We start from the raw sequence: 18,195 nt of genomic DNA, 5'->3' as shown, positions 1-18,195 counted from the left end.
ATCAATACCTTGTATTCAATTCGTGCTCATTCAGAAAACGACCTTGCACCCCCATCAAGTCGCGGTAATAGGTTTCAAACATCAAAATGTTCTGTACATAACCACGCGTTTCAGCAAAGGGGATCGCTTCAATAAAGCCGTACGCATCTAGCTTACCTTCACTGCGTTTCAACCAGCTATCTACTCGGCTCGGCCCCGCGTTATAAGCCGCAAAAGCCAAAATCCGATTCTGATCATAACGTTCGAGCAAGCTACTTAAGTAACGGCTTCCAATTTCAATATTCTTACCCACTTGATACAACTCATCAGGATTGGAATAACTCAACTGATATTTTCTCGCCGTGTAACGCGCGGTGTCCGGCATGATTTGCATTAAGCCTCGCGCGCCAACCGGAGATTGCGCATCTGGGTTAAGCGCACTTTCTTGTCTGGCTAAAGACATTAATGTGATCGGATCTATGCCATTTTTCTTACCATGTAAGGTAAACAGGTTTTGATGAACAACAGGGAAGCGCAGTTGGTTATTGTCCCAAAGACTTGCAGAAATCGTTGCGGCAATAGTCATTTGGTACCATCCAGCATTCGCAGCGTAGGCTGCCAACATTTCTTTTTCTTTCTGAGAAACGCGCTCAAGCAGCCAGCGCCATTCACTTTTTGCCGCAGTGATTTTATCGAGTGCTATCAGTTCATCGATCCGCGCTAGCGCTTTCTTATGCGCTTTCACCAACTTCATGTCTAACGTTACAGTACTGGTTGGATAGTTAACGGATTGCTGCAAAAATTTGGCCGCAGCCACACTGTAAAAGCTGCGTTGTCCAAGCAGACCTTTAAGCCGTTCAGTTCCTTCTTTTTTCTTACCCAGCGCGATTTCACTGCGACCTTGCCAATATTGCCAGCGCAGCGTTTTACGCTCTTGCTCCGGTAACACCGCAATCCATTGGTTCAAATCACGCCAATCATTCTCACGCAGAGCTAGACGAATACGCGCTTCAATCAAACGCACATCTTGACTCGTGCGAGTCACGTTATCACGCCATTGAGTCACCGCTTGATCATCGCTATCCATCAAACGGATCGCGATAAAATGCGCCAGTCGGCTTTTGTGATCTCGGCTCCATCCCAATCCTTTTGCAACATCATTCAACGCAGCTTGCGCCTGTTGAGGATCTTCTCTTGCCCATTTTTGTAGCGCCAATTCTGCTAACTTTTGATTGAGCGGATCTTGAGAGGCTTTCCGAGCATAGGCAACCACTCGCTCAGGGTTATCAAACAACTCCAACATGGTTTTCGCTTTCGCTTGCGACTTTTGACCATCCAGCTTTTTCTGTAGGTAAACCATCAGGTTACGGTTGCGCCCTTCGAACGCCAATAACGCACGTTTCAAGACCCAGTCGTCGTTCAAGCCCCCCACTCGCTCCCACTCTTTAAATAGTGGGTCACAGGCATCAGCAATGCTCGCTCCGTTGAGCCACAGCTTTTTCGCCCCTTCAAACGCTTCATTACGTTTTCCGGTTTGCAGTTTGGCATTGTAGTAATGGCATTGGTAAGTTTCACCATTGGGCAATTGCGTTTGAAATTGCAGCAATGCTGACCATTTTTTATTGCTCGCTAACGCATCTAAATACGGGGCGGCGATCCGAGCGGAAAAAGGGTACTCTTTATGACTATCAATAAAATTACGTACCGCGATCGGCGGTTTGCTGCCGAGATCGATCAGAAAAGCTCGGTAATCGAGATAAGGACTCAACGGATAACTGTCGATCTGCTTACGAATACGTTGATATTGTTGAATATTCTTTTCATCCAGCCAACGCTGTGCTTTGTCGTATTGAGCTCTCTGCGCCTCTAAATCCAAAGTACTGGCGCTCACTGAGCCCACTGCACATACCGTGGTGAACATCAAGATCGAAACAAGGCTACGCGGCTTAAATACCCTCAGGCGCGTCATGAGATCTCATCCTTAAAATCAGTGTGATAACAAATTATTACGCGTAATCTCGCCATAAATGTAAAGGCAAGTGAAGTAAACTTAACGCAAATAATGCAACATTTTATTGAATTTCCCACTATCGCGAGCTGTGAAATAAAACCCTTGAATACTAATGGATTTATTCATCACTAAGACTACGGTGATTCGGTTTTAATTGTATTAACTGAATGCAAAGAGTTCGCGCTCAACTCTCATTAGATAAGAAAGCCATTAAGAAAATTTTACACAAGCCGAAAACCCAGAGCCCTAGTAACAAAACGCCCCACTTTGGTATAGAATGACGACTTTATTCCGTTTGAAAGATTAGGAACGATCGGCAATGGCTGAATACGTATATACCATGTCTCGGGTGAGCAAGATTGTGCCACCTAAGCGTCAAATTCTGAAAGATATCTCCTTGAGTTTCTTCCCAGGTGCCAAAATTGGTGTTCTGGGTCTTAACGGTGCGGGTAAATCAACCCTGCTGCGTATCATGGCAGGCATTGACAAAGACATCGATGGTGAAGCTCGTCCACAACCTGGCTTGAAAGTAGGTTACCTACCACAAGAACCAAAGCTGGATGAGAGTAAAACCGTACGTGAAGTGGTTGAAGAAGCCGTTGCTGATGTCGCTCATGCCCTAAAACGTCTTGATGAAGTTTATGCGGCATACGCCGAACCCGATGCCGATTTTGATGCTTTGGCAAAAGAGCAAGGTGAACTGGAAGCACTGATCCAAGCGAAAAATGGCCACAACCTAGATAACGCTCTAGAGCGTGCCGCTGATGCACTGCGTCTACCGGAATGGGATGCGCAAGTGAAATTCCTCTCTGGTGGTGAGCGTCGTCGTGTGGCGATCTGTCGTCTACTGCTGGAAAATCCAGACATGCTGCTGCTCGATGAACCGACCAACCACTTGGATGCAGAATCAGTCGCTTGGCTAGAGCGTTTCTTGGTCGATTACGCAGGGACTGTGGTCGCGATTACCCACGACCGTTACTTCTTAGATAACGCCGCTGGCTGGATTCTGGAACTTGACCGTGGTGAAGGTATTCCATGGCAAGGTAACTACACTTCATGGCTAGAGCAAAAAGATGCTCGTCTGAAGCAAGAAGCCTCTCAAGAAAAAGCGCGCCAAAAAACCATTGAGAAAGAGCTGGAATGGGTTCGTCAGAATCCAAAAGGCCGTCAGGCAAAATCGAAAGCGCGTATGGCACGTTTTGAAGAGCTGCAAAATACTGAGCACCAAAAACGTAACGAAACCAACGAGCTGTTCATTCCGCCTGGTGAGCGCCTAGGCGACAAAGTGATTGAAGTGAAAAACCTCACCAAATCATTCGATGGTCGTGTTCTGATCGATGATCTTTCTTTCAGCATGCCGAAAGGCGCGATTGTGGGCATCATCGGCCCGAACGGTGCCGGTAAATCAACCCTATTCAAAATGCTGAGCGGTGTAGAACAGCCAGATTCAGGCACGATCGAACTCGGTGATACCGTGAAACTGGCATCGGTGGATCAGTTCCGTGACAGCATGAACGACAAGCACACCGTATTCCAAGAGATTTCTGAAGGTGCGGATATCATTCGCATCAACAACTTTGAAATCCCAGCTCGTGCTTACTGTTCACGCTTTAACTTCAAAGGCGTCGATCAGCAAAAAGTAATTGGCGAGCTGTCCGGTGGTGAGCGTAACCGTGTCCACTTGGCGAAACTGCTTAAAGCGGGCGGCAACGTGCTGTTACTCGACGAACCCACCAACGATCTGGACGTCGAAACATTACGTGCTCTGGAAGAAGCGCTGCTAGAATTCCCGGGCTGTGCCATGGTGATCTCGCATGACCGTTGGTTCCTAGACCGTATCGCAACCCACATCCTAGATTATCGTGATGAAGGTAAAGTGAACTTCTACGAAGGTAACTACACTGAGTACATGGAGTGGCTGAAACAAACGCTAGGCTCACAAGCGGCAGAGCCTCACCGTATCAAGTACAAGCGCATTACCAAATAAAATACCTTTAGGTATCAAACTCAGAAAAGGTCGCCATGCGGCCTTTTCTTTTGCTCCACATAAACTGAGTTTGTGATTGAGTAAGCTTATTTCAGCATACCTCCGGTGATTTAATGCACCCTTTGCTATTCTTACTGTATCTATACGTCGTCTTTATCAGAGAGAACGCCATGATCGAAAAACGTCGCTTTTCACGCATCCTGTATCAAGCGCCAGCCACCCTAAGCCAAGGCGATAAACAACTGTCTACTTGCATTCAGGATCTATCGCTGCACGGGTTGTTGCTCTGGTCAGAAGATGAACCGGATTTAGATACCCACGCTTTAGTGGATGTGGCTTTTAGCCTACCAGAAAGCGATGTAACCATATCACTTACTGCAAAAATCATCAGCATCCAAGAGCGAATCATTCGAATGGCAATTAGCCATATTGATATTGAAAGTATTGCGCACTTACGTCGCTTAGTGGAGTTGAATGTGGGAGATGACAGCTTATTACACCGCGATCTAGAGCATCTTTCCGATTTGGGGTTACATCAATAACCCCAAGCTCGCTTTGAGCTTGGGATGCTATCGACACTAAAAAGCTCAGATGCAAATAACCATTTTAGACGCGATGAATCGCGTCATTGGCTTGCTTGAGTAAATTTTGGCTTTCATTCATAAACTGTTGAGAATAATCCCCAAACCACTGACTTACCCGTTCAAACTGAGCTACAAAACTCGCCTTATCGCCCGCGCTCACCAACTCAACCGCCTCGCTTAAGCAGTGATGAAAACGCTGAATCATCTCAATATTATCCGGTGATGAGAGAATAATATCGCCATACAAATGGGGATCTTGCCCAAATAGCCGTCCGACCATGGCGAGCTCTAAACGGTAAATCGGTGAGCTGAGTTTCAGCAGTTGTGCCAAGTTCGGGTTCTCTTTGGTCAGATGCAAGCCATACGCAAAGGAAGTGAAGTGGCGCAGAGCTTGGATCAGTGTCATACCACGATCATGTTCGGCCGCATCAATCTGGCATAAACTTGCGCCCCAAATAGCAAACTGTTGCAAGAGCCATTGGTAGTGTTCATTGCCTCGACCATCACAGTAAACAATCACCTGCTTCGCCAAGCTGGGAACGTCTGGACCAAACATAGGGTGCAGCCCAACCACTGGACCTTTGTGCACTTGTAGCATAGCGGCAAGCGGCTTAGCTTTGATTGAGGTGAGATCGCACAAAATGCAATCGCCCGGTAACTGGCGCAGCTTTTCGATAACACCGAGCGTCAAATGGATAGGTACCGTGACTACCACTAAGCCTGCATCACTGAGCAGTTCATCCGCTTTGTCCCAATCTTGGCTGCCCAGCACTTTGACTTGATAGCCAGAGAGTTTAAACATACGGCCAAATAGTCGCCCAAGCTGACCGTTACCACCAATGATCACCACGGAACGTAACTCAGGATTAAGGCATTTAAAGCCGGAGTCCTTTTCACTGGCGTAGGATTCACGCATGGTTCGGCGCAAAATATCTTCAATCAGTTGTGGCGGAACACCTTTGCTTTCCGCTTCCGCTCGACGTGAAGCGAGCATTGCCGCTTCACGATCGGGGGCATAAATCGGTAACCCATATCGACTTTTCACTTGCCCGACCTGCTCCACCAATGCCAGACGGCGAGCCAATAACTCCACCATCAGCTTATCGACTTCATCGATTTGGTCGCGTAACTGATTCAACTCTACGGCCATGTTCTATCCTTGTTATCCTTGCAAACGATTGTGCAAAAAGGGAATAAGTTCCTGATGCGCACGACGTAATAATGCCTCAGTCGTTGACCAATTTATACAGCCGTCAGTGATCGAGACTCCGTATTGCATTTTTTCACGAGGCAGATCCGAAGACTGATTTCCTTCATTGAGATGGCTTTCAATCATCAGGCCAATGATCGAGCGATTGCCTTCACGGATTTGATGAATCACATCTTCTGCCACCAACGGCTGGCGGCGGTAGTCTTTACGTGAGTTCGCATGGCTGCAATCCACCATCAAAGAGGGTTCCAAACGCGCTTTTTGCATCTCTTCTTCACATTCCGCGACAGAAACCGAATCGTAGTTGGTCTGTTTGCCACCACGTAAAATCACATGTCCATTCGGGTTGCCTTGTGTCGTGAGCAGTGCCACTTGCCCTTCGCGGTTAATTCCCATAAAGCGGTGACTGGATGAAGCGGCCTGCATGGCATTAATCGCCGTTGCCAAGTTACCATCCGTGCCATTTTTAAAGCCGATTGGCATGGAAAGGCCACTTGCCATCTCGCGGTGAGTTTGTGATTCCGTGGTGCGCGCACCAATCGCCGCCCAACTAAAAGTATCCGCCAAGTATTGTGGGCTAATCGGGTCCAACGCTTCGGTTGCCAGTGGGATTTCCATTTCGGCCAAATCGACCAAGAGTTGACGCCCGACATGCAGACCGTGTTCGATATCAAAACTGCCATCAAGATGCGGATCGTTAATCAGCCCTTTCCAACCGACCGTGGTACGCGGTTTTTCAAAGTACACGCGCATCACTATGTAGAGCTGGTCGCTCAGCTGCGCCGAGAGTGCTTTGAGTTTTTTGGCGTACTCTTTCGCCGCATCTACATCATGAATTGAGCAAGGGCCACAGACGATCAGCAAGCGAGGATCGCGTTTGTGGATAATGTCCGCCACCGTCTGACGTGACTCACGAATAAACTTACGCGCCTTGTCACTGAGTGGAATCTTGGCTTTTAAGGCATCGGGGGTGATCAATATCTGTTCATCACTGATATTCACATCACTCAATTCACTTTTTTTCATCTCATCACCTGTAATTTATTATTTACACACCCAACAAGGTGAGCTGGAAACTTAAACAGAAAACACGTTAACAGGCTTTAAAAACAATGCAAGTGTAAATTTAAACCAACATTTAATGTAAATTAAAAATTACACCACTCATTTAATGACACTTGGCACACAAACTGGGGAATAAAGCGTGTTTTGTTCGCTTTGAGTATCTTAAAATAAGCCGTTTTTCCGCTCAGACGATGGACAGGTTATGGATCTCATCCTCTCATTACTGCAACAGATGTGTGTTTACCTTGTTCTCGCCTATATGTTGAGTAAAACGCCGATCTTCATTCCTTTACTTAACATTTCTGGTCGGTTTGACCACAAAATCAGTGTCTATGTTCTGTTTTCGCTGTTTTGCATTATGGGCACCTACTTTGGCCTGCAGATCAATGATGCGATTGCCAATACGCGTGCCATCGGCGCTGTAATGGGAGGTCTGTTTGGTGGACCTGTGATTGGTTTTGCGGTTGGCCTCACCGGAGGCTTACACCGCTATACCTTAGGGGGATTTACCGATCTCGCCTGCGCGATTTCCACCACCGCTGAAGGTTTAATTGGCGGCTTGCTACACACCTATTTGCTGCGCAAAGGCAAAGGGAAATTACTATTTAGCCCAAGTATTGTCTTTGCGGTGACCTTATTTGCCGAAATTGTGCAGATGCTACTCATCTTGGTCGTGGCTAAACCGTTTGAACAGTCTTATGCGCTGGTTTCCACCATCGCCGCGCCAATGATCATTGCTAACTCAGTCGGTGCCGCACTGTTTATGAGCATCCTGCTCGATCGCAAAACCATTTTTGAAGAGTACTCGGCGACGTTTTCACGCCGCGCTCTGAATATTGCCGAGCGTTCTGTTGGTATCCTTGCTGCCGGTTTTAACCCAGAAAACGCCAACAAAATTGCCCGAATCGTGTATGAACAGACCAATGTCGGCGCGGTCTCGATCACCGATCGCGAAAAAATCCTCGCCTTTGTTGGGATTGGCGATGATCACCATAAACCGAATACACCGATCAGCTCGCAAAGCACGCTCGATGCGATTAATCGCAACGCCATCATCTATCTCGATGGCAAAGAGCATCCTTACCAATGTTCTTTGTCTCCGACCTGCAAACTGGGGTCTGCGTTAATCATTCCGTTGCGAGCTGGCGATCGAGTGATCGGCACCATCAAGCTCTACGAGCCAAAACGTAAGCTGTTTTCCACCATCAATATGTCAATGGCACAGGGCATCGCCCAACTGCTATCCAGCCAAATTTTGTATGGCGAATATCAGCAAAAACAAATCCTGCTCTCGCGAGCGGAAATCAAACTGCTGCAAGCGCAGGTCAATCCGCATTTTTTGTTTAACGCACTCAATACCATCAGTGCGGTGATCCGCCGTGAGCCAGATAAAGCTCGCGAGCTGATTTTGCATTTGTCGCAATTTTTCCGCAGCAACCTCAAACAGAACGTCGAAACCGTCACTTTGCGTGAAGAGCTTGCCCACGTAAACGCTTACCTCACTATTGAAAAAGCGCGTTTTAGTGACAGACTCGATGTGGAAATTGCAATTGATGATGCCCTGCTAGAACGTAATGTCCCGAGCTTCACTTTGCAGCCTCTGGTAGAAAACGCCATCAAACACGGCACCTCTAACCTACTCGAAGCTGGCAAAGTGCGCATTTACAGTGAAATGGTTGAAGGGGGAATGCGCGTCGTGGTGGAAGACAACGCCGGGCTCTATCAGCCTCCGAGTGAAGATTATGATGGTTTAGGGATGCAAATTGTTGAAAAGCGCCTCACCAACAAATTTGGTACAAAATCAGGGCTACAGATTGAGGTCGCGCCACAAGAGTACACGCGAATGAGCTTTGTCATTCCACTGCAAGGCACTTACTAAGGGATTAACATGTTATCTGCTCTACTCATTGACGATGAACGCTTTGCCCGTGAAGAGCTCGCGGAACTCTTAGCGGAAAGTGGCCAGATTGAGGTCATCGGCCAAGCCAGCAATGCAATTGAAGGGTTGAAGAAAATCAATCAGCTCAAGCCGGATGTGGTGTTTTTGGATATTCAGATGCCGCAAATTTCGGGCATTGAGCTGCTAAGTATGCTTGACCCAGAGACCATGCCTGAGGTGGTGTTTGTTACCGCCTACGATCAATATGCGCTGCAAGCGTTTGAAGATAACGCGTTTGACTATCTGCTCAAGCCGGTCGACACCGAACGTTTAGCCAAAACCGTGCAGCGTTTGCTGCGCCAACATAAGAAAAGTGACTACTCACCACTGACGCAACCCAGCTTAGATCAGATCCCTTGCACGGGTTTAAACCGAATTGTGCTACTGCCGATTAATGAAGTGGAATTTGCCTACAGTGACATCAGTGGCGTCAATGTGCAGACTGCGCAGCAAAAAGCGACCAGTCAATTGACCTTGAAGGTGTTGGAAGAGAAAACCGCGTTAGTGCGCTGCCATCGCCAGTACTTGGTGAATTTGAAAGCGATTCGCGAAATTAAACTGTTAGAAAACGGGCTGGCGGAGATGATCACTCATGCAGGCCATAAGGTTCCGGTCAGCCGCCGTTATCTTAAAGAGCTGAAAGAGATGCTGGGATTTTACTGATCCCAGCTCTACTTCTATGAGGAAAACTATTCGGAGAACTGCTCGATTAAGCGCTGCATATTGGCTGACGCTTGCTGCCAACGCTCTGAGCGCTTCAGCTCACTGTAGCTAAGTTGCTGTTTTTTCAGCAGTGCTTCAGCTTGTGGCACTTCCATGATCGGTAGATGATCCAGCACTTCGACTGCCGCTTCACGCTTGTTACAGATCAAAATCATGTCACAACCCGCGACCAAGGCTTGATGGGAGCGCTCAACTGGTCCGCCCATTACGGCTGCGCCTTCCATGCTCAAATCATCCGAAAATACGATGCCTTTAAAACCGAGTTCTTCACGTAACACTTGTTTTAGCCAGTAGCTCGAACCGCTCGCAGGTTGAGCATCGTAATGCGGATACACCACATGCGCTGGCATCATGGCATCCAACACTCCTGCCTCAATTTGCGCACGGAAAATCGCCATATCTTGCGCAATCGTCTCCCGCTCATCGTAAGGGGTCTCTAAATGCGAATCGGCAATCACCGCGCCATGGCCGGGGAAATGTTTGCCTGTGGTCGCCATGCCGACGGCTTTCATGCCGCGCAGAAAAGCACTGCTGTGCTTAAGTACAGTTTGAACATCTTCACCAAAAGCACGGTTGCCAATCGCTTTACACGCAAAGCCCATATCGAGCACAGGCGCAAAACTTAAATCGACATCGTGTGCAATCAGCTCTGCCGCCATCAACCAACCGCCCTGCTCAGCAAGCTCAACGCCATTCTCAGCACGCGCGTAATACTGCGCAGGGGGAATGCGAGAAAAGCCTTCACGGAAACGCTGCACGCGGCCACCTTCTTGATCGACACCAATCAAAATCGGTCTTTTCGCCGCTTGACGGATCGCTTTATTGAGTGCCAGCAATTGCTGGTTATCGTGATAGTTGCGACCAAACAGAATCACACCACCCACTGTAGGGTGCTGCAGAATTTCGCGATCTTCGGCACTCAGTTCGTAACCGGCCACATCCAACCAAAGCGGTCCCATGCTTGCTCCTTGAAAAAATTGGCAAAATTGTCACAAGCCACGAGGTTATTCAGTTTATTTTTCAATTACAATGCCTTTGTTTGAATATGACAGAGGGATAACCAAATGGCAGAACGCGAACTCTATATCGGTGTGATGTCGGGAACCAGTTTGGATGGTGTGGATACCGCTTTAGTGGCACTGCAAGACGATAACATCGAACTGCTGGCTCACCACGACTACCCTATGCCTGCCGACCTCAAGCAGCGGCTGCTCAATGTCTGCATCGGCCAGCCAACCACCTTGATTGCGATGGGTGAATTGGAGCACGATCTGGGTCATCTGTTCAGTGATGCTGTGCTGGCGCTTTTGCAGCACAGCGGTTATCGCGACAAGCACATCCGTGCGATCGGCTGTCATGGACAAACTGTGTTCCATCAGCCTACCGGCACCAAACCTTTTACCATGCAAATTGGCGATGCCAACATTATCGCGGCGCGCACAGGCATTACGACTGTCGCCGATTTTCGGCGCAAAGATGTTGCGCTCGGTGGGCAAGGCGCACCGTTAGTTCCCGCGTTTCATCGCACGATTTTTCATGCTGAGCAATCGACCGTAGTCGTGCTCAATATCGGGGGGATTGCCAATATTTCGGTGCTCAAGCCCAATGGTGAAGTGGTGGGCTATGACACAGGCCCCGGTAATATGCTGATGGATAGCTGGTGCCAAAAAGAACGTAACCAGCCTTACGATAAAGATGCCCTGTGGGCCAAACAAGGCAGCGTGAATGCCGCATTACTTAGCCATTTAAAACAAGACCATTACTTTGCTCTGCCAGCTCCCAAAAGCACAGGCCGCGAGCTGTTTAATCTGCCTTGGTTAGAAACGCAGCTCGCCACGTTTTCGGTTGATGCCACTGATGTGCAACGTACCTTGTGTGAATTCACCGCGCAAACCATTGTTGAGCAAGTCACACCATTCGCCGAAGGGCCACAACCACAGCTTTTAGTGTGTGGCGGCGGTGCGCAAAATCCTTTACTCATGGAACGCTTACAAGCCTTGCTGCCAAGCTGGCAAGTTGCCCCAACCACCCAAATGGGCGTGGATGGCGATAATATGGAAGCCATGGCTTTTGCTTGGCTGGCACAACGGCGTATACACGGTTTACCCAGTAATTTGCCCGCCGTGACGGGCGCATCACGTCTTGCGAGTCTTGGCGTGATTTACTATCCCGATTAATCGCTACAGGAATTTTTATGACCAACGATGCACTTATCGCCGCGCTTTCTCATCTGGTTTCCGAAGGTCGTAACCCCGATACGATGGATATTGATTTGCTCTCATCGCAAGAAATTGTCGAGCGGCTTAATCAACAAGACAAACAAGTGCCACTGGCGGTGGAAGCGGTATTGCCGCAGATTGCCCAAGCGGTTGATAAAATCACTGCCGCCTTCAAACAAGGTGGCCGCTTGATCTACTTAGGGGCAGGTACCAGCGGTCGTCTGGGTGTGCTGGATGCCTCAGAATGCCCACCCACTTTCGGAGTGAGCGATCAAATGGTGATTGGCCTGATTGCTGGCGGCAAAGAGGCAATGTTTACCGCGCAAGAGGGAGCGGAAGATAACGCCACGCTGGGCGCACATGATTTACAGCAAATCGACTTTAGCAGCAAAGATGTGCTAGTCGGGATTGCGGCGAGTGGCCGCACACCTTATGTGATTGGCGCGTTAGAGTACGCCAATGATTTAGGCGCGACCACCATCGCACTCTCGTGCAACCCTGATTCTCCGATTGCCGAAATCGCCCAGATTGCCATTTCTCCCGTCGTTGGGCCTGAAGCATTAACCGGTTCAACCCGACTTAAATCCGGCACAGCACAGAAGTTGGTGCTCAATATGCTCACCACGGCCAGCATGATCCGTCTTGGTAAAAGCTATCAAAATCTGATGGTCGATGTCCGAGCCACCAACCGCAAGCTGATTGCCCGAGCGGTGCGAATTGTCATGCAAGCGACCGATTGCCAACGCGAAGAAGCCGAAGCGCTACTCAAAGAGAGCCACAACAACGCGAAACTGGCGATTTTGATGCATCTGACCGGCATGAACTATGAGCAAGCGACCGCGAAACTCTCGCAATCGGACGGCTTTTTACGCCGCGCCATGGAAGAGCACGAAGAGTAGAAAATCAGAGAAAAACGAGAGCCCTATGGGCTCTCGTGACTTTTGATAAGCGAGACGACGATTTCGCCCTCTTTCGGCGCAAAGCTCGCCACATCCTGACACATCTGCACCCGCCCACGGCTGTCGACTAAAAATAGCGGCAATACAAAACTCTCTTTGTGGGTTTGCTGATAATCCTGATAGGTGAAGTTTTCGCTCAATTTGGTGTGCTTCACTTCCGCACCTTGGCCGACCAAACTCGCCAGTTTTTTGTAGCTCACTTCACCACCTAGAAACGGCAAGCCATGATATTCCTGAGCGACGAGATGCTTTTCACTGACGTTATTGGTTGAATTATCGTTGAGGCAAAACACACGCTTATCGCCAAAGTCGGATAAAAACTGCATACAGGCCATGATGTTGAAGTGTTTGTCAGGGCTCAGTGCCAACACATGCCCAATCCCAATCAAATTAAGGTAGTCCTCGGCATGGCTGGAAATCGGGTTGCCGTAATAGTGCTCAAGCCCGGCCATTCGTGCTTGGCGAATGTAGTCCCAGTTGGAATCCGTCACCACAACTCGACAATCGTACTTAGCGATCGCTAAACCGACCTGACGCGCCACATCATTGGCACCGATGATTAAGAAGCCTTTCGGCGCAGGTTCTGACACTTTCAATGCCAACGCCATTGGTCGAGCAGTCGCACTTTGCAGCACGACAGTGCCAATGATCACCATAAAGGTCAGCGGCACTAATAGCTTGGCATCAGCGATGCCAAACTCCATCAATTTGATGGCAAACAGAGAAGAGATCGAAGCGGCCACAATCCCGCGCGGAGCCACCCAAGCTAAAAAGGCTTTTTCACGAACATTGAGCGTGCTGCGCAACGTTGAAATGAAGATAGACGCAGGGCGAGCCAGCAGTTGCATCACCACAAACAGCCCCAAGGCGCTCCAGCCCAACGCTTGGAAATCCGCCACTTCAATCCGCGCCGCGAGCAGAATAAACAGCCCTGTGATCAGCAAAATCGTCAAGTGCTCTTTAAAGTGCAAAATGTGCTGAATGTTGACCCCTTTGGCATTCGCCAGCCACATCCCCATGACTGTCACGGTCAGTAGGCCAGATTCGGACTCCAAGGCATTAGACGCAGCAAACACTCCGAGCACGACACTCAGCACCGCAAACGGCTGCAAGTACTCCGGCAACAAGCCTCTGCGCAGTACCGCCGCCACCGCTGCTCCAGAAGCGATACCGATGGAAAAACCGACCAATAAAATCAGGCTAAACACTTCTAAGCTATGGGCATGACTGCTAGATACGATGAATTCATACACCATCACCACAAACAGTGCGCCAAGTGGGTCGATTAAAATCCCCTCCCAACGCAGAATATTCGCTAAGCGTGCGGTTGGGCGCACAGTACGCAGCAAAGGCACAATCACGGTTGGGCCGGTGACCACAGTCAAGCTGCCAAACATCAGTGCTAACGGCCATTCAAAGCCAAGCAACCAATGTGCAGCCGTGCTGGTGATCCCCCATGAGACGAGTGCGCCAACAGTGACAATGCTCCAGACCGTATTACTGACGCCGCGGATCTCTTTGAAGTTTAAGGTCAAACTGCCTTCAAACAAAATCACCGCCACCGCGAGTGAGACGAGTGGAAATAATAAATCACCCAGTAAGGCTTCGGGATTTAACACCGCAAACACAGGACCGGCCAAAATCCCCGCCAACAGCAAAAATAAGATGGCGGGCAGACGCAACCGCCACGCTAACCATTGGCATCCCAAACCGACGACGCCTACTGCGGCAATCGTCAGGGCTATCGACTCTTCGTGCATCATTACACCTCTAATCGGCTATTGATTGTACTCATTCCAACCGCGTTTCCACTCCATACGAAAACGTAGAGCTTGCTCGGTACCTTCACAAATCCCTTCATAGTATTGACCACTTAAACCGATTTGATAGGCCGCATTCGGATTGCAATATTGCTCCAACCCTTGCTGATAGCCTTGCTCGTAATCGCTCAACTTTACCGAACCTAGTGTGGCTAAGCTTTTATAACTGCGCTGAGAATGCCCAGCTAATGCATCGTGGTAACCAACTTGGTACCAATTGCCTTCTTTCTCCCACGTTGACTCGCTGGCAGCACAACCCGAGAGCAGCAACATAACGCTAATAAGAATCCATTTTTTCATGTTTTACCTTGAGTTAATCAGTTCTCAATCTGACGATGAAATGAGCATGCCACTGAATAGCACAGGCTGTCACTTAAATTTATTGGCTGCCGCTGAGGATTCACTTGCGCCGCTCAAACGAGCTAAATGCCGTTTAATTCCCTACACGACCACTGACTCGGAAAGCCAGTGAAGCTCGCATATTGATAGATTACTATCCACAGTGAGCTTAATTCATTAACAAAAGGACAAACGCTATGTTGTGGTTTATTACCTGTGTCGTAGCCCTCGTTGGCGGTTACTTTATTTACGGAGCTTTCGTAGAGAAAGTATTTGGCATCAACGAAAAGCGTCAAACCCCTGCCCATACAAAAACTGACGGCGTCGACTATGTACCGATGTCCACCCCAAAAGTGTATCTCGTACAACTGCTGAACATCGCCGGTGTTGGCCCTATCTTTGGTCCAATCATGGGTGCGCTGTATGGCCCAGCGGCCATGCTGTGGATCGTGGTGGGCTGTATCTTCGCGGGTGCAGTGCACGACTACTTCTCAGGTATGCTTTCTATCCGCAACGGTGGTGCTTCGGTTCCATCCATCACGGGTCGTTACTTAGGCAATGGCGCAAAACACTTTATGAACATTTTTGCCATTGTGTTGCTGCTTCTGGTTGGTGTGGTGTTCGTTTCAGCCCCTGCTGGCATGATCACTAACCTGATTAACCAACAAACGGATTTTACAGTGAGCATGACCACCATGGTCGTGATCATATTCGCTTACTATATTCTGGCGACTATCGTTCCTGTTGATAAAATCATCGGCCGTTTCTACCCTCTGTTTGGTGCGCTACTGATTTTCATGTCGGTTGGTTTGATGACGGCGATTGCGTTCTCTTCTGAGCACCAAGTGCTAGGCGGATTTGAAATCAGCGATATGGTGAAAAACCTCAACCCGAATGACATGCCACTGTGGCCAGCGCTGTTCATCACCATCGCTTGTGGTGCTATCTCTGGCTTCCACGCCACTCAGTCTCCACTGATGGCACGTTGTATGGAAAATGAGAAGAACGGTCGCTTCGTGTTTTACGGCGCGATGATTGGCGAAGGTATCATTGCTCTTATCTGGTGTACTATTGCTCTGTCTTTCTTCGGCTCACTGGAAGCGCTGTCTGAAGCGGTGAAAAACGGTGGCCCAGGCAACGTGGTTTACGGTGCTTCTTTCGGCCTGCTGGGTGTGTTTGGTGGTGTGATTGCTTTCCTTGGCGTGGTGATCCTGCCTATCACTTCGGGTGATACCGCGTTCCGTTCAAGCCGTCTAATCTTGGCTGAATACTTCAACATGGAGCAGAAAACACTGCGTAACCGCCTACTGATGGCAGTACCTCTGTTCGTTATCGGTGCAGTGCTGACTCAAGTCGATTTCGGTATCATCTGGCGCTACTTCGGTTTTGCGAACCAAGCGACCGCAGTCATGATGCTGTGGACAGCTACCGCTTACCTGATGCGCCATAACAAACTGCACTGGATCTGTACGGTACCTGCGCTGTTTATGACTACCGTGTGTATCAGCTTCATCCTTAACAGCAGCACGTTAGGTTTTGGCTTACCGATGCAGATTTCAACCATTGCGGGCGTGCTTGCGTCACTAGGTGCTCTGGCTTATGTGGCTAAAGTGTCTAAAGGCAAAGGGGAAACTGACCTTGCGGATGAAGAAAAACCGGAAGGCGTAACGAAAACTGCTTAATATCGAATCTTCAATCACGTGATTGATAAACGAAAATGGCTCCCAGATTGGGAGCCATTTTTTGTTCTGAGAACATTTGAAAAAAAAACATCAATCTTGGATTAACAAGATGGATGGCGAAATGATTAGTCGACTTGCTTAATTTGCAGCTCTTTAGGCACTTCAAAGAACATGTTCTCTTCACGGCCAAGCACCTCTTCTACCGAGGTTGCGCCCAATTCTTTGATGCGATCCAGAATTTGGTTCACCAACTCTTCCGGTGCAGAAGCCCCTGCGGTTACGCCCACTAAACGAGCATTCTCGAACCATTCAGGATGGATATCTTGCGGACAATCGGTCAGATACCCCGGCGTACCCAGTTTTTCAGCCAGTTCTTTCAGGCGCGTCGAGTTCGATGAGTTTTTCGAGCCCACCACCACCATCACATCCACTTGCTGCGCCAAAATACGCACCGCATCTTGGCGGTTTTGGGTGGCATAACAAATGTCGTCTTTGCGTGGTCCTTGAATCTTCGGAAATACGCGGCGCAGCTCATCAATCACATCGGCGGTTTCATCCACCGACAGCGTGGTTTGGCTCACGTAGTGCAGATGACTCGGATCCTTCACTTTGCTTTGTAGCTTAACCACATCTTCCGGTTTTTCGACCAGATACATACCACCCGTGTCGCTGGCGTATTGCCCCATCGTGCCTTCCACTTCAGGGTGACCCGCATGACCAATTAACACCACTTCCATATGTTTACGGCTAGCACGCGCCACTTCCATATGCACTTTGGTCACCAGTGGACAAGTTGCATCAAATACCGTCAGTGAACGCTCTTTCGCTTCTTGGCGAACCGCTTGAGAGACACCATGAGCCGAGAAAATCACGATGTTATTGTCTGGAACTTCATTCAGTTCCTCAACAAAACGTGCACCGCGTTGCTTTAACCCCTCAACCACAAAGCGGTTATGCACTACTTCATGACGGACATAAATCGGCGGCTGATAAAGTTCAAGCGCGCGTTCAACAATGCTGATGGCGCGATCCACACCCGCACAGAAGCCGCGAGGGTTAGCTAACAGTATTTTCATTGGTTTGCTCATTGCTAGTCGTTATGGTTGGCTATTGTAAGGAAAGTCACTCAACAGACAAGATCTCAACATCAAAGGTGATGTCTTGACCCGCGAGAGGATGGTTAAAGTCGACCGTGACAGAATCGCCGGCAATGTCAGTAATGATGCCCGGAATTTCCATTCCCTCAGGGCCACTAAACGCCATGATGGTGCCTACCTCTAATTCCAGATCACCGCCGAGAAATTTGCTGCGATCCATATAATGAATATGGTCTGGGTTTGGCGCACCAAACGCATCTTGCGCGGCTAACTCCACCGATTTTTTATCACCCGGCAGCATACCGAGTAAGCATTGCTCAAAATTGGGGCTCAGGCTGCCATCACCCATCACCAGCTTAGCTGGCTTTCCCTGATTGTATGTGCTGTCGGCAATCGAGCCATCTTTGAGCTTAATCGTAAAATGCAGTGTGACTGCTGAATTTGAAGCAATTGGGTTCACGTTATCACTACCTTGTTATCGTTTGACGAACTCTCTGATCAACACCGCACCAATATAGCGGAAAGGGCCGGTTCCAAAGTTCAGCCTTTATAGTAAAAAGCGCCCTCCGAATCAACGGACG

At 48.9% G+C, this 18,195-nt stretch carries 15 protein-coding genes; 7 read left to right on the top strand and 8 right to left on the bottom strand.

All coding sequences use genetic code 11. The features are described 5' to 3' along the window. Position 1: 1 nt before the first annotated feature. On the bottom strand, positions 2-1,948 hold the full coding sequence (gene sltY / locus MKA69_RS07575; protein ID WP_305847775.1) for a murein transglycosylase: 1,947 nt from the start codon (positions 1,946-1,948) through the stop codon (positions 2-4). Between the two features lie 361 nt (positions 1,949-2,309). Here sltY and ettA point away from each other — a divergent pair, with 361 nt between their 5' ends. Together ettA and MKA69_RS07565 are read left to right on the top strand one after the other, a co-directional pair. Next, positions 2,310-3,977, top strand: a complete 1,668-nt coding sequence (gene ettA / locus MKA69_RS07570) for an energy-dependent translational throttle protein EttA (RefSeq protein WP_055029657.1) — start codon at positions 2,310-2,312, stop codon at positions 3,975-3,977. A 170-nt stretch (positions 3,978-4,147) separates the two neighbouring features. Then, positions 4,148-4,519, top strand: a complete 372-nt coding sequence (locus MKA69_RS07565) for a PilZ domain-containing protein (RefSeq protein WP_000570781.1) — start codon at positions 4,148-4,150, stop codon at positions 4,517-4,519. A 64-nt stretch (positions 4,520-4,583) separates the two neighbouring features. Here MKA69_RS07565 and tyrA read toward each other — a convergent pair whose 3' ends face one another. Next, positions 4,584-5,711 carry a bifunctional chorismate mutase/prephenate dehydrogenase gene (gene tyrA, locus MKA69_RS07560; protein WP_305847774.1) on the bottom strand — a complete coding sequence of 376 codons (1,128 nt, stop codon included), beginning with the start codon at positions 5,709-5,711 and terminating at the stop codon, positions 4,584-4,586. Positions 5,712-5,723: 12 nt separating this feature from the next. After that, on the bottom strand, positions 5,724-6,797 hold the full coding sequence (locus tag MKA69_RS07555; protein WP_000747931.1) for a 3-deoxy-7-phosphoheptulonate synthase: 1,074 nt from the start codon (positions 6,795-6,797) through the stop codon (positions 5,724-5,726). Positions 6,798-7,038: 241 nt separating this feature from the next. Here MKA69_RS07555 and MKA69_RS07550 point away from each other — a divergent pair, with 241 nt between their 5' ends. Further along, positions 7,039-8,715: a sensor histidine kinase gene (locus MKA69_RS07550; protein ID WP_305847773.1), complete on the top strand. Its 1,677-nt coding sequence runs from the start codon at positions 7,039-7,041 to the stop codon at positions 8,713-8,715. Positions 8,716-8,724: 9 nt separating this feature from the next. Then, entirely contained in the window at positions 8,725-9,438 is a 714-nt protein-coding gene (gene btsR, locus MKA69_RS07545) for a two-component system response regulator BtsR (protein WP_000947378.1), read from the top strand. 26 nt (positions 9,439-9,464) lie between these two features. On the opposite strand, the gene nagZ is transcribed toward btsR, so the two are convergent. Further along, positions 9,465-10,457 (bottom strand): beta-N-acetylhexosaminidase, encoded by a 993-nt coding sequence (nagZ, locus tag MKA69_RS07540; protein ID WP_113608907.1) that lies wholly within the window; start codon positions 10,455-10,457, stop codon positions 9,465-9,467. 105 nt (positions 10,458-10,562) lie between these two features. Here nagZ and MKA69_RS07535 point away from each other — a divergent pair, with 105 nt between their 5' ends. Beyond that, positions 10,563-11,675: an anhydro-N-acetylmuramic acid kinase gene (locus MKA69_RS07535; RefSeq protein WP_114730568.1), complete on the top strand. Its 1,113-nt coding sequence runs from the start codon at positions 10,563-10,565 to the stop codon at positions 11,673-11,675. A 17-nt stretch (positions 11,676-11,692) separates the two neighbouring features. Further along, positions 11,693-12,616, top strand: coding sequence for an N-acetylmuramic acid 6-phosphate etherase (murQ, locus tag MKA69_RS07530; RefSeq protein WP_000180252.1), 924 nt, complete (start codon positions 11,693-11,695; stop codon positions 12,614-12,616). A 23-nt stretch (positions 12,617-12,639) separates the two neighbouring features. Here the strand turns inward: murQ and MKA69_RS07525 are convergent, their stop codons facing one another. Continuing rightward, positions 12,640-14,436 carry a sodium:proton antiporter gene (locus MKA69_RS07525; protein ID WP_055043693.1) on the bottom strand — a complete coding sequence of 599 codons (1,797 nt, stop codon included), beginning with the start codon at positions 14,434-14,436 and terminating at the stop codon, positions 12,640-12,642. A gap of 18 nt (positions 14,437-14,454) precedes the next feature. Beyond that, positions 14,455-14,796, bottom strand: a complete 342-nt coding sequence (locus tag MKA69_RS07520) for a DUF2799 domain-containing protein (RefSeq protein WP_305847772.1) — start codon at positions 14,794-14,796, stop codon at positions 14,455-14,457. A gap of 236 nt (positions 14,797-15,032) precedes the next feature. Here MKA69_RS07520 and MKA69_RS07515 point away from each other — a divergent pair, with 236 nt between their 5' ends. Next, positions 15,033-16,517, top strand: a complete 1,485-nt coding sequence (locus MKA69_RS07515; RefSeq protein WP_055029665.1) for a carbon starvation protein A — start codon at positions 15,033-15,035, stop codon at positions 16,515-16,517. A gap of 125 nt (positions 16,518-16,642) precedes the next feature. Here the strand turns inward: MKA69_RS07515 and ispH are convergent, their stop codons facing one another. Together ispH and fkpB are read right to left on the bottom strand one after the other, a co-directional pair. Beyond that, positions 16,643-17,605, bottom strand: coding sequence for a 4-hydroxy-3-methylbut-2-enyl diphosphate reductase (gene ispH / locus MKA69_RS07510; RefSeq protein ID WP_305847771.1), 963 nt, complete (start codon positions 17,603-17,605; stop codon positions 16,643-16,645). Positions 17,606-17,639: 34 nt separating this feature from the next. Then, positions 17,640-18,074 carry an FKBP-type peptidyl-prolyl cis-trans isomerase gene (gene fkpB / locus MKA69_RS07505; protein WP_001068084.1) on the bottom strand — a complete coding sequence of 145 codons (435 nt, stop codon included), beginning with the start codon at positions 18,072-18,074 and terminating at the stop codon, positions 17,640-17,642. Positions 18,075-18,195: the final 121 nt, after the last annotated feature.

Source organism: Vibrio sp. AH4, assembly GCF_030710545.1.
Taxonomy (GTDB): domain Bacteria; phylum Pseudomonadota; class Gammaproteobacteria; order Enterobacterales; family Vibrionaceae; genus Vibrio; species Vibrio metoecus.
This window is presented reverse-complemented; position numbering and strand designations above follow the sequence as displayed.